This window comes from Psychrosphaera sp. B3R10, from assembly GCF_018861025.1.
Classification (GTDB): Bacteria; Pseudomonadota; Gammaproteobacteria; order Enterobacterales; family Alteromonadaceae; genus Psychrosphaera; species Psychrosphaera algicola.
Genome location: NZ_JAHKQH010000045.1, coordinates 191,413 through 203,763, shown reverse-complemented (window position 1 = coordinate 203,763; position 12,351 = coordinate 191,413). Strand labels below are relative to the sequence as shown.

Here is a 12,351-nt window from a genome sequence, read left to right as displayed (position 1 = left end):
ATGGATTGTCATATTTTATTGGCGAAATATTCCATAATTTCAGCCTTTGTCATTTCTTTGGTTTGGTTAGAAAAACAATAATAAGCTGGCCGTTGGTCACTAAAATATTGCATATCCATGGTTAGGTCAGTCAAATCTTGGAAGAAGCCGACTGGCATATTATATTCACCGCTTGTTTTAAGTTTATAAAACAGATGCGTACCGCATTGTGCACAAAAACCACGCGATGCCCAACTCGATGAATCAAACATAGTGATGTTATTCTCACCCTCAAATTCGACATTTGTGCCACACTGCACCGCGAAAAATGGCGCACCGCCCCACACTCGACAGGAATCACAATGACAAACCGTGAATTTAGGATTTATTTCATTGGCGGTAATCTTAACGTTACCGCACAGACAACTCGCTTTCGCATTTAACATTTCTAATTTCCATTTACCGTTATCAATACAAGTAATCACTTTCCTTCAATATATCCATCAAATTTAAGTTGATGTTACTTACACCAAATTCTAATGTACTGAAGATATAGATTTAAGCAAGGCGTTGCATAACAACCTTTGATTATATTAATCGCTGCTTTCAAGGTAAGTCGTCACCACTTGGCTAATAAATTTAATTCGATTTGCCATTATGGAATGTCGATTAGTGCACAGGAATAAACTTTCGGCTACAGGCTTGGCGAGTTGATGAATGTAAATCTTGTCTTGTTGATAAAATGCCTTGGCTGCATAAAGTGGTAAAATGGTAAAGCCGAATCCTTTGCTAACCGGTTCTAAAATAAGACTTATTTGATTAGAAAACCCCTTGATTTGAAACTGTTCTATGGTTTCGAATTGTTCAAAATTTTTACTGAGGAGAAGTCGGCCATGATGCGCTGCATCTGGATGTGATATAAACCCAAGCTCGATTAATACCCCCCAATCTATTGATTTGACATCACTTGCTGTTACTAAAACCAAAGGTTCATTTGCGATTTTTTTACTCACTAACCGACTTGAATCGCTGAGTTCGGTCAGCAGGCCTAAATCGATTTTTCGCTCTAATAAGTTTTGCTCAATGTTTTTATTCGGCGCAAACGTATAGTCCATTATCAACTTTGGATGTACTTGCTGAATGTTGAGCAAATGGGGGTATAGCTTTAGACCAATGCTACCCGGCGATGAAATTTTAACTTTACCTTCGTATTGCTCGTCAAATTTGATCACCCCCTCTAATTCTTGGAAAGAATTAAGTAATTCTCTTCCGCGTTTATGAAGTTGCTCTCCGGCATTCGTTAGCGAAAATGACTTGCCATGCCTAATTAACAAAGCTACACCAAGTTGGTTTTCTAATTTTTTTATATGCTGGCTAACACCAGACTGGGTCATAAAAAGATTCTCTGCCGTTTTGGTAAAGTGCCCTACCTCAACCAATGTGCAAAACGTATTTAACCAAGTTTGATTAATCATTACAAAATGTACTCATAAATATAACAATCGATAATTTTTTATACTTTAACACTGGCGGTATAGTTTAACCATCAAATGAATAAAGGAAAAAAACATGACTAAACCTTATCCAAGAACGTTTTCACACATTGGAATTTCAGTACCTAATTTAGAGCAAGCCGTTAAATTTTATACCGACGTTTTAGGTTGGTATCTCATTATGGAGCCGACTGAAATAACGGAAGACAAAAGTCCAATTGGTGAAATGTGTACTGATGTATTTGGTGCCAATTGGCAAAAATTTAAAATAGCGCACCTATCTACTGGCGACCGCATTGGCGTAGAATTGTTTGAGTTTGTTAATCAACAACAACCAGAAGACAATTTTGAGTATTGGAAAACAGGCGTATTCCATTTTTGTGTGCAAGATCCTAATTTAGAAGAACTTGTTGAAAAAATTGTCGACGCTGGCGGAAAAAAACGAATGGCAGCGCCGCGCTATTATTACCCAGATGAAAAGCCATACCGAATGATCTATATGGAAGACCCGTTTGGCAATATTCTTGAAATATATAGCCACAGTTATGAGTTGACATACGCAGCTGGCGCTTATTAAACCCTCGACGTATTGAACTGTTGAGACAGTTTGGTTGCCTTGAATAATGTTAGTTTGATCAATAAATCCAATGCTGAATTTGATTCTCAGTTAAAAAAGCTTTCGCAGAATTCCCCTTCAGCATTGCTATCGTAGCCGCGATGCCGGCTTCGATACATGTTGGCGCGGCGACCGTTACTGAACTCGGTCCCCCAGCAACCGGCCAGCCAGTCTTTGGATTTAATATATGACAGTAACGTTGACCATCTTTTACTAGATATCGATTGGCATCACCACTTGTGGCGATTGCTCCTGTAGTTAGTTCAATTGTCGTTAAATCTGATGTTTGTTTATCGCCCAGTTCAATAGCGATATGCCAAGGGTGAGCCGTTTTTACCCTATTTATTGTTTTATTTTGATGTAATTGCTGTTGCGGTGCTGGGTCAAACTTCGGTTGATTTGTAACGGCAATATCACCACCAAAATTAACTAAAGCAGAGTACGGTGTTTCGGCTCTGAGTAACTGAACGGCTACATCTACAGCGTATTCTTTGCCAATGCCACCTAAATCTATTTCCATATTGTTAGGCAAAGTAATCGACGACTCATCCCACTTTACATGCTGCCAACCAATACTTTTTAGCAACCGATTAACGTCCGATTTTTTAGGGATTCTATCACTGCCATCAAAAGTCCAAACTTGTCGTAAAATTCCGGAAGTGATGTCAAACAAACCACCACTTATCTGAAAACATGAATGGGAAAACTGTAATAACCTGTAGGTTTCAGGGTCTATTGCTACAGGTTTGTTGTTTGAGTTATTAATCTTGCTAACAATACTTAATGGGTTATATCGACTGAATTTATCTTCAATTTGCCACGTACGTTCGCATATTAATTTAGCAATACGGCCTGTTTCATTAAAATCGTCAGTTTCTATTAACACCTCGCAGGGGCTAGCCATTGCGTTGAACAATATGGCTAAACCGTTTGGCCGCTGGCTTATTTTAAATGTACGTTTATCGATTTTTTGGTCTTTCATGTTGCTTGTAAATATGGCTTTTAACCATTCGCTCAAAACGAATAATTGGTTTGAAAAATGACCGCGTCTACATCCGGAAAAATATCAAGTTGATTAATGACGCCAATGTTATTCACTCCTGGATCTGTTACTTTTTGGCGATATAACTCTGCACGAAAAGAGATCTCATGACCGTTATTTAACGGAAATCCATAGCTGAGCCCTAATGTTAGACCTGTCAGTTTGCCAATGCGATAATCGGCACTGACATTAGAATCAACCTCAGGTTGCCGTGTCACAAAAGGTTGATAGAAATCAGCTTCGTCTTGTTGATAATAACGAATGTGTGGCTCTAAATACCCCTTGCCCATAGGCATCCAATATTTAGCGTCGATTGAATTTGATTTTATTCCCCAGTCATCCCAAAAATAACGATAAGACACGTCAACAACTGACTTACTTAGGTGGTATTTTCCTTGAGCATACACACTGTTTTTTTGACGTTTATCAGGTCGAGATTCGTAGATATTATTGAGGGTTACACCGTTTTCGTCGACGACACTCACGACTTTAAATGGGTCCGTTTGGTAACCATCAACATTAGAATAAGAGTAATTAAATTGGGTAATAAATCGTCTATTTATCACCTGAGTTACCCCAAACAATAGATCGACAATTTGCTTAGAATCTGAACTACGATCGCGACTCGCGTCAAAGTCACTACTCGAGCCCTCGGTATTATTTGGCTGACCATTTGGCGAGTTAATATAATGAGGCATTTCATAAAGTGGAATTGGCAACCCACCTTCCGGCGTTATCGTGTCTTGACCTAAAGACAGGCCTGCCGATACCGTCGTATTTTTTTGATTAAATTCTCGTGCTAATCCAGCATTTATCCCCAATGACAAATAATCATATTCTTTTGATAAATGAGCCCCAGTGCTTAATGTATACTCTCCTTTAAGTGGCTGTGTCCACTGAGCATTAAGTTGCACACGTGTATCTTTGAACGTATCGTCCAGAGGCGTTTCATTTGCCGAAACTGTGTATCTTCCATTACCGGATGGCCGCGTAAAGGACTGAATATTGGGTTGCGCCACCGCGCCGGTTGCCGATGCGCCAGTTAGCGTATCGAAGGTAAATTTCAGATCCAAAAAGTGACCGTCTTCAAATTCTTTTTTACCACCAACAATAACTTCGACCGCTTGAACTCGGTCGGTTTCTCCGTAATACATTACAGCTGAGTCGAGTTTCCAAGCATTACTTTCTTCTGCCTTAACTGACGTTACTGGCGCAACAAATAATGCGCTAACCGCCGCTGATAAGGCAGCAGAAAAACTTAAGGATTTATTCAATTGCATCCGCAACCACCACCGGCAAATCCACGACCGCCACTCGATGCCTCTTTACTAAAATAAATATGATCATCCAGAGCCGCATTAATCGGTGACGATGTTAACGCCATTTGCTTTTTAGCTAATAGGTTTCGCTCCCAAGGTTTAACACCCAACGAACTGCACGCAGAAACATGCAATACCACTATAACCAGTAGTAATTTACGAACTTGAAACGACAATGTGTTCACTCCTTTCGATTCTTTTTCTCAAACCACGGTTGAGTTTTCTAATTTATTGCTAGGCGTTCTATTCAGTTAACAATTGCTTAATTTGCAATTCATATTGGTCTTGTTTATTGCTAAAAAAACCAGTGTGAGCAAAACGAAATTGACCCGTTTTGTCGATAATGAAACTGCTTGGCATGCCTAAAATTTTATACTGCTCTGCGATGCTGCCCGTTGGATTAAAAACTACAGCAAAGTTAGCGGTGTTTTGAAGTAGAAACTCGTCGGCAAGTTGACGTTCTTCGTCGAGGTTAACACTGATAACTGTAAATGACTCAGCACCAAAATCTGATTTAATTTGATTCATCCAAGGAAAAGAGCGTCGACAAGGAATACACCACGACGCCCAGAAGTCGAGATAAATAACTTTCCCTTTATTTTGCTCTAACAGTTGTTGCAGTTGAGCCTGCGGATCATTCAACGCTTTAGGTTGCTCCAAAGCAGTTACTGCTAAACTAAATATCAATAAAAATAACGTGGAACAACTTAGTAAAGATTTAGTCATAACGGTCCAAAACATAAACGTCTAATTTAACTCTAGCGGATTTTATCAGTTTAGGGTGCTTAATTATTATATTAATACTATAACTTTCGCATTTCCCTAGACACATACTACTCCTGACTTCATCTAATGGCTTCAAAAAACAACTTGCAATATACTTGATTATTCAAGTATATTGCAATCAAATTCAAACACACATTGCTAAGAGGTTAAAATATGAACTCTAAAAAAATCGTTACCTTAATGTTAGAACAAGGCTATGTAAGCACGCTGCTAAATAAACGGCTCGATGGTGGATTAAGCGTTCATGGTATAAGTACGACAGAATTTGTTATCATGCATAAGCTTGCATCCTCAGCAACGGGTAACATGAGCAGAATCGCCCTCGCTGATGCGGTAGGCCTTACGGCTTCAGGTGTCACTCGCCTACTCGCACCAATGGAAAAAAATAATATAACGGAAAAGTTGGCAAATCCACGTGATGCTCGTCAAAGTTTAGTTGGACTTTCCGATGTCGGTCGCACCTTATATAACGACGCTTATGTTACTTTTGTCCACAGTTGTACATCGGCTTTTTCGTTACTTGACGAGTCAGAAATAGATATGTTGTTACATTTATTAAACAAAATTAAATGTTAGTTTTCATCAAAGGGGCGCACTATTCGATTCTGTTGGTAAAAATCAGTTTATAAAAATAACCTACTGAATTACGGTTACGAAGAAACCAACAAAAAATAGAATGTGGTAATAAAAACAAGCACAGTAACTTTGTTAAAGTCATTGCCCCTTTTTAATAAGAACTATTTATCATTGATCACTACGTAAAAGCAGGAATATGTGAAAAATTCAGTTGAACAAATTAAGCGGGAATTCGGTGCAAAGTTATTGTATTGGAATAATCTAAAAAGCCGCAGGGTTAAATTCTTAATCATTATTTCCACTATTGGACTTATCGCGCTTAAAGTATTTACAACCGTTTTAACTTTCGACTGGCTCGTAGCGCTCTTTTAAGTGCCCAATTTAGAAACACAACCTAGTAGCAACACAAACCATTTCTGCTTTATTACCGGCTAAGTGTATGCTCGCTTTCCTGCGGCCAGAGCATTTTATATTTGCAATTAAATGAACCCAGATCTTATCTTTAAACTTTCAACTTTCAAAAGTTCGCCCCTTAAGGACCACGAAATTCCATAACCCTATAATATTTAAATGTTTTAATAAATTAAAACCACCTCAGTTTGTATAAACATAAATGAACACTATTTTTATATTATTGCGTAGTTTTTTAAGACATTACCCCAAAGATATTTAGGGTAAGAGCATATTTTTGGCTTTTAAAAGTAATCATCTGCGTAATCGTTTGAAAAATATCGTATTCTAAAGGTACTGCTATTCAAGTAATGAGAGAACGATACCATGGCTAAGCAAAACTACGCTTACGAAAAGCGCCAAAAAGAACTCGCTAAAAAGAAAAAGAAAGAAGAAAAACGTCTACTAAAAGCAAAGGCAAAAGAAGAACCTCAAGATGAAATTAGTCAAGATGATACAACACCAGGTGGCAATGTAGAGAGCGAATAGCTGTTTGGCTTGAGTTAAAACAACGTTAACATTTTAATTGGTATAACTGTGCTATTCACTTATCGATATTTAATGCAATTGTTGTGTTGCTTGCGCTTTTTCAACTGCGTCGGTGATCACGAATTATTTTTATAACCTCCATCACTCAGGAGTATGTCTGTGATTTTAGTCGCATCAATTATTTTGATTTTAATTGCTTTTGTACATTCATACCTTGGTGAAAAATACATTCTAATGAGGTTGTTTAAACGCGATAATATCCCACACCTTTTTGGCAGTGATCAATTCACAAAAGGTACGCTACGTTTTTGTTGGCATATTATGTCGGTCGCCGCACTGGGATTTGCGGCTATTTTACATAACGCTTCTACAGGTGACGTTTTTACCCTCAAGGTCATTGGTGTTGTGTTTCTACTCAGTGCCTTACTCGCAATTTGGTTCACTAAAGGCAAACATTTATCTTGGATCGCTTTTTTAATAGTGAGTACAATATGTTTTATCAAAGCGTATTTAGCATAGCCTTATCAACCAAGAGATCACTTATTACTCTTTTCAAACCATCTACATGGTTGAAATGATGACCCTTAAATCGATGCCGGTAATGACATCGATTACTTCTCAATTCTCTTAAATTGGAGCAACTTTAAATGATAGATTTTATTGCCGTATTTATTACATTTTTTGCTGTTATCGACCCCATCGGAACCATCCCAGTATTTATTGCGGTCACCGAACAATACGATCAAAAGACCAGACGCCGTGTCGCTTTGCTTGCCACTATCGTTTCCGCCTGTGTCCTTATGTTCTTTCTAATGGTGGGTGAAATTGTACTAACCGCCTTAGCCATACCACTTCCTGCTTTTCAAATCTCAGGGGGAATTGTTTTGTTTTTATTCGCATTAAATATGATCTTTGGCGACAGCAAACCCGATGAAGAAATAAAACTACTACAGGACTCCCACAAAGAAACGGCAATATTCCCATTAGCTGTGCCATCGATAGCCAGTCCAGGGGCAATGTTAGCAGCTGTGTTACTAACTAAAAATTCGGTTTATACGATTTGGGAACAAACGCAAACTGCAATGGTTATGTTGTCGGTTTTACTTATCACTTACATTTTTATGTTACTTGCAGGGTTTATAAACAAGGTTGTTGGCAAGAGTGGCGCAAGCGTTATTAGCCGAGTTATGGGGCTAATATTATCTTCGATTGCAACAACTAACATCCTCGCGGGCCTCGGCGAATATTATTAATACTTCTCAATTACTAAACATAAAAAACAGCGGCGATTGGTTTAAAACCAAGGCTGTCGCTGTTCACACTAAACGCATTTAGCCAGTTGTAATTTTTGCCGTAACCGCTTTGAATTTGTTTGAATTGGTTAGAAAGGAAAGTTGGCGTCCCCACCGTACCCCGACAATCCAATCTAAACCACTGTATTTCATACACTTTAATAATCACAACTTAGGCCAGTACCACCAGCAGTACCACCAAAAAATAAAATCAATTATTTTTCTAATGCTAAAAAAGTTTTAATTATGCGGTTGTCTAAATTTGTCTAAGAGGGCGGTTTTAATAAATGTTTTCGACCAGGTATAAAACCACCCCTCCCCCAATGATAATAATCCACCAGCTTTACCCTAAATAATACTTAGGTTAACTTTATTGATCCGATCAAAACCGACCACAAAAAAAGTCTGTAAGTTGCGGAGGTATATTAAAAGCTATGGCAGCGGTACTATGTTTAAAAGGCCTAAAGATTTCGTCTACCCCTCCCATTTTGGCCAGTAGTTTTAAATATCACCGTTCTATTTCATGTATTGACCTGGTCGAACATTGCTTAACCTCGAGGGGTAACGAATTGTTACCCCTCCCATTCTGGCCAGTAGTTTTAAATGTTACCGTTTTTGGTACCAATACGTTTTCGACTGTGCGTTACTTTTTTATTTACCGCTTTGTTTATCAACTCTTAACAAATCGATGTTGTCGTTGAACAGGTTCAAAAATGCTCGCACAATGTGCTTTCTGCGGAGCTGCGTACCCTTAGGTGAAACCCTGCCGGAGTACCTTTTTATTATTTAATGCTGCCGTTATCTTCCTCTGGATAACTAATACCATCAATGAGCCTTGAAAGCGTTTCTAATAGTCTTCGTTCTGTGTGTAACATGCCCATGATGTAATTATCGCTTACTAGGCCACTATCACTTACTAAACAGTGTGTAGCCCTCAATACAAAGCTTAGTTCGTCTTTGTAGTCGTTTAATTCTTCTTTTAAGTTATTTAATTTTTTATTCATAATTTGCCCAGATTTAAATTAAGGCCTTGAATGATCTTTCTCTTTTTACTTAATCCCATTTAGGGATAACACCACCTAATTGTTGATATTAAAGTCTACTTCGCCATAACTTGATAACCACTCTTTTGTAGATTGTTCTTTTATAGATTGCTCCCTTATTAATTCATTATTAAAGGTTTCATTAACACCCTTTACCCGTTCCCCCTTTACACTTAACCCGTAGTTATCAACCCCGCAGTTTAAATCATCCTCCAAGCCTTTAATGGTGGCGCTTTGGTGGCTTTCCTTAGTAGTTACTGTTGGTAGTAAATTAGTAGTATTTTGGTAGATATTAGGTAGTAAATTAGTAGTTATATCGATACCTAAAAGACCACATAAAGTGTTACGTGTTACATGGACTGGTTCAATAGTTCCGTTATCTAGCTTTACTGTTTTGCTTACTGAATGGCGCTGTTTACCCTGAGCTGTAATAAAAATTGGTTTAAGTCTTCCCATACATTCAAAGTATTTAGAATTGTTTTGAGGTAAAGACAAACCCATCTTTAACCACATCATCTTAAAGGCTGAACGATCACCCACAAGAAACTTATTACCTTTGTATGGCGTTCCCGCTTTGTGAGATCGAGTACTTCTTTTATGTGCTAGTTCAGCGTTAAATATGGCAAATGGGCTTGTCCAATCTAATAGGTTCAAGTAATCAAGTTTAACACCTGAGTATCTTCCACCAGCGAACCTACCAGTACTAAAGCCTAGATATTGAAATACAGGAATATTAATCAACTTAGCGATTGATTGTACTATTTCAGATTGGTGTTTTTCCTGCCACTCAGCGGGCATTGGCTTTCCCTCTGCGCATTTCATTACTAACAGGCCGCTTTGTAACTCAACAAGGCCACCGGAGGCTAAATGCTCTCTTAGTAGCATAGGAATTACCTCAGGCCATCAATTAACTTAAGCCTTTCCGCTTTATAATGCTCGATCATTGATTGAGCTTTAACTATTGAGGCCGGATGAACCAAGCTATATCTAGTAAACCTAGTTTTACCTCCATGCTGGTTTTTGTGGTAATGAGGAACACGCCTTACTATAAGACCATGCTCATTGGCTAAAGTTGAAATAGTGGAATTTAAGCACGTTTCGCCATAAGAACTTAACGCCTCCAATTGGAACATGCCTCGTTTACCTCTGGATATTAACTCTCTTAAGCATAATTCTTGTTTAGTTGGCTGCGTTCGCTTGTTTTGGTTGCTGTGTTTGTTATCCATACAACCCCCTTAAGCCATTTCTTTACGTTGCGATACAATTTCTTTAACTGCCGCTTTTAGCTCGCTGGTGGATGCGCCAGAAACAATAACAGCCTGTATATGTCTTATCTCTGTGTTTAACCAACCAACGGAATTAGCGCCAAGAGGGAAAGGCTGCGGTAAAAGGCCGTCTTTAATGCGGTAGTGTAAAGTGGTTTTAGAAATACCTAAAAGCTGGATAACTTCGGGCTTTCTAATAATACGTGTTTGATTTTGTTGGTTCATACCTGTTTTCCTTTGAATGGGTTAGTAACAGGTATGAAATTTTATTCATATAATTATGATTGTTTATCGAATTACCAAAATTTTCTTTTTATAAGATTTTTTCAGATAAACTTTTTCTATATTCCAAAGTTAAAACCTTATGGCTAAATGGGATATCTGTCTGGGTTAATTGGATCTCCCCACGATCGCCCGTAGGATGTAAAATGCGAGCTAAAACGGCATTCGTGATTGAATACCCCTCTAGACTAGATATACAAATTAGATCAATTAAAGGAATAATTTTATTTCCAACAATTTTGTTTAAATCATTTGTTCGGATTTTTGGTAAGTCTGGTTCTGGGATCACTAAACGCTGGCGCCACTTAGGTAAAAGTTTTGATAACTCTTCTAAGATCTGCTCATCACTTCCACCAGCCAAATCTAATGAAATGTGAATGCTTTTCTCCCGAAATGGTTTAATATTTTTTTCATTAAACACTGCGTCAACTGGGCAATCCCATAAGGCTATTTCGTTTAAATATAATTTACTATTACCAGTACTGTTTCTATTTTCCATCTCGAGGAGAGTTTTAGTAATTTCGGATTGTCTTTGTTTATATTCCTCAACCTTTGGTAACTCGTTAATCATTGTGGAATAAAGTTTATCTAAGTGATTACATGAAAGCGGTTCAACAAGACCACCACCACCCAAATCAAGGCGTTCAACTGTTTCTATCTCTGTCACTACCCTATCGAACTTGGTAATGAATGGTGACTGTTTGTAACCTTTATATCGTTCAGTTGTTTTTTTGCCTAATTTTATCATTTTAGTGATAAGTTCAGCGTCTTTTTGAGCTACAACGGAGGGAGAATTCAAACCTGATACCCACTGCCCGCGATCTTCTAACGCATCATAAATTTCTGTTGCATCAGCTGTATCTAAATAAGAGTAATTATCTAAGTTAAACCAATCAGGAATATCACTGATAGTTTTTATCTTTTTCATATCGCCCCCGCGACACCCAAATTAAGACCAAAACCAAGGCGATTGGGTGATCGCCTTTTTCGGGAGCTACCCTAGGTTTTGATTAACTATCCCCGCTTAGGGATGGAATAAGACTACCTTAATGCTGGTGGTCACTCCAATATAACTTTGTTTGATTCTCATGTTTATGAACTCGGTCATCTAAAACAAACCTATTTAATAAATGAATTTTCCACTTATGCGGCTATTAGTTTACTGTTTTTGACGTTAGTTAAAATCTGTTTAACGCTGCTTTCAACCTCACACAAAACGTTTGTTATATCTTCTCCAAATTGTTTTGAGTAAACCACCCGTTCAGCAGTAACAGCCTCTAAAATTAGCGACAATTGAGTTAATGAGCTTTCAATAAAACAATATTGTTTTGATTCGCCCCTGGTTAATTCCTGTAACCACAATTCGAATGAATTAAGTTTAGAAATAAACGATATTGCGCTTGGGGTGTCTAACTGCTGACACGCTAACCGCAAAACCCGCAATAATGAAATAGGCTTATATAACTCAGCCTCCAAAACGTTCTGAATGCTTACAACCGCTTTTAACTCAGCCATAGTTACGCTCCAATGCTGTTTCGTAGATCACGATTGGTTTTCATTCTGGCTTTAATGCTATCCATCAGATCACCAAATTCATTAAGCTCATGTACTTTTTGAGCCTTGAGGTATTCATCAACTAAACAGGCGGCCTCTAAGTTAAGGTTTTCAATTGTATGGTTGCCTAGTTCAAAACCATTTATTGATTCACTCTTTGATTCA

18 protein-coding genes are annotated in these 12,351 nt (G+C 38.0%); 5 read left to right on the top strand and 13 right to left on the bottom strand.

The features are described from left to right. Positions 1–8: 8 nt before the first annotated feature. The gene (locus KO525_RS18720; protein ID WP_215965361.1) at positions 9–425 is read right to left on the bottom strand and encodes a GFA family protein; all 417 of its coding nucleotides are present in this window, start codon (positions 423–425) and stop codon (positions 9–11) included. Positions 426–572: 147 nt separating this feature from the next. After that, positions 573–1,454 carry a LysR family transcriptional regulator gene (locus KO525_RS18715; RefSeq protein WP_215965360.1) on the bottom strand — a complete coding sequence of 294 codons (882 nt, stop codon included), beginning with the start codon at positions 1,452–1,454 and terminating at the stop codon, positions 573–575. A gap of 94 nt (positions 1,455–1,548) precedes the next feature. Here KO525_RS18715 and KO525_RS18710 point away from each other — a divergent pair, with 94 nt between their 5' ends. Further along, positions 1,549–2,049, top strand: coding sequence for a lactoylglutathione lyase family protein (locus tag KO525_RS18710; protein ID WP_215965359.1), 501 nt, complete (start codon positions 1,549–1,551; stop codon positions 2,047–2,049). Positions 2,050–2,107: 58 nt separating this feature from the next. On the opposite strand, the gene KO525_RS18705 is transcribed toward KO525_RS18710, so the two are convergent. The 4 genes from KO525_RS18705 to KO525_RS18690 form a co-directional block, all read right to left on the bottom strand. Then, positions 2,108–3,070: an FAD:protein FMN transferase gene (locus KO525_RS18705; protein WP_215965358.1), complete on the bottom strand. Its 963-nt coding sequence runs from the start codon at positions 3,068–3,070 to the stop codon at positions 2,108–2,110. 32 nt (positions 3,071–3,102) lie between these two features. After that, entirely contained in the window at positions 3,103–4,410 is a 1,308-nt protein-coding gene (locus tag KO525_RS18700; protein WP_215965357.1) for a DUF3570 domain-containing protein, read from the bottom strand. After that, positions 4,401–4,625, bottom strand: a complete 225-nt coding sequence (locus KO525_RS18695) for a DUF4266 domain-containing protein (protein ID WP_215965356.1) — start codon at positions 4,623–4,625, stop codon at positions 4,401–4,403. Before KO525_RS18695 ends, KO525_RS18700 begins: the two co-directional genes overlap by 10 nt. Before the next feature lie 67 nt (positions 4,626–4,692). Further along, positions 4,693–5,175 (bottom strand): TlpA disulfide reductase family protein, encoded by a 483-nt coding sequence (locus tag KO525_RS18690; RefSeq protein ID WP_215965355.1) that lies wholly within the window; start codon positions 5,173–5,175, stop codon positions 4,693–4,695. A gap of 213 nt (positions 5,176–5,388) precedes the next feature. Between KO525_RS18690 and KO525_RS18685 the strand changes: the two genes are divergently transcribed. From KO525_RS18685 to KO525_RS18670, 4 genes are all read left to right on the top strand, one after another. Further along, entirely contained in the window at positions 5,389–5,811 is a 423-nt protein-coding gene (locus tag KO525_RS18685; protein WP_215965354.1) for a MarR family winged helix-turn-helix transcriptional regulator, read from the top strand. A 777-nt stretch (positions 5,812–6,588) separates the two neighbouring features. Next, positions 6,589–6,750, top strand: coding sequence for a hypothetical protein (locus tag KO525_RS18680; protein ID WP_215965353.1), 162 nt, complete (start codon positions 6,589–6,591; stop codon positions 6,748–6,750). Positions 6,751–6,909: 159 nt separating this feature from the next. Beyond that, the gene (locus KO525_RS18675; RefSeq protein WP_371744433.1) at positions 6,910–7,269 is read left to right on the top strand and encodes a hypothetical protein; all 360 of its coding nucleotides are present in this window, start codon (positions 6,910–6,912) and stop codon (positions 7,267–7,269) included. Positions 7,270–7,397: 128 nt separating this feature from the next. After that, positions 7,398–8,003, top strand: a complete 606-nt coding sequence (locus KO525_RS18670) for a MarC family protein (RefSeq protein WP_215965351.1) — start codon at positions 7,398–7,400, stop codon at positions 8,001–8,003. An 821-nt stretch (positions 8,004–8,824) separates the two neighbouring features. Here KO525_RS18670 and KO525_RS18665 read toward each other — a convergent pair. The 7 genes from KO525_RS18665 to KO525_RS18635 all read right to left on the bottom strand — a co-directional run. Next, entirely contained in the window at positions 8,825–9,046 is a 222-nt protein-coding gene (locus KO525_RS18665) for a hypothetical protein (RefSeq protein WP_215965350.1), read from the bottom strand. Positions 9,047–9,121: 75 nt separating this feature from the next. Then, positions 9,122–9,970, bottom strand: coding sequence for a hypothetical protein (locus KO525_RS18660; RefSeq protein ID WP_215965349.1), 849 nt, complete (start codon positions 9,968–9,970; stop codon positions 9,122–9,124). 5 nt (positions 9,971–9,975) lie between these two features. Continuing rightward, the gene (locus KO525_RS18655; RefSeq protein ID WP_215965348.1) at positions 9,976–10,311 is read right to left on the bottom strand and encodes a hypothetical protein; all 336 of its coding nucleotides are present in this window, start codon (positions 10,309–10,311) and stop codon (positions 9,976–9,978) included. Positions 10,312–10,320: 9 nt separating this feature from the next. Next, complete coding sequence (locus KO525_RS18650) at positions 10,321–10,575, bottom strand: AlpA family transcriptional regulator (protein ID WP_215965347.1); 255 nt, start codon at positions 10,573–10,575, stop codon at positions 10,321–10,323. 88 nt (positions 10,576–10,663) lie between these two features. Then, on the bottom strand, positions 10,664–11,560 hold the full coding sequence (locus KO525_RS18645) for a DUF6387 family protein (RefSeq protein WP_215965346.1): 897 nt from the start codon (positions 11,558–11,560) through the stop codon (positions 10,664–10,666). Positions 11,561–11,775: 215 nt separating this feature from the next. Beyond that, on the bottom strand, positions 11,776–12,147 hold the full coding sequence (locus KO525_RS18640; RefSeq protein WP_215965345.1) for a hypothetical protein: 372 nt from the start codon (positions 12,145–12,147) through the stop codon (positions 11,776–11,778). Positions 12,148–12,149: 2 nt separating this feature from the next. Continuing rightward, on the bottom strand, positions 12,150–12,351 hold a 202-nt coding region (locus tag KO525_RS18635), incomplete at its 5' end, for a hypothetical protein (protein WP_215965344.1).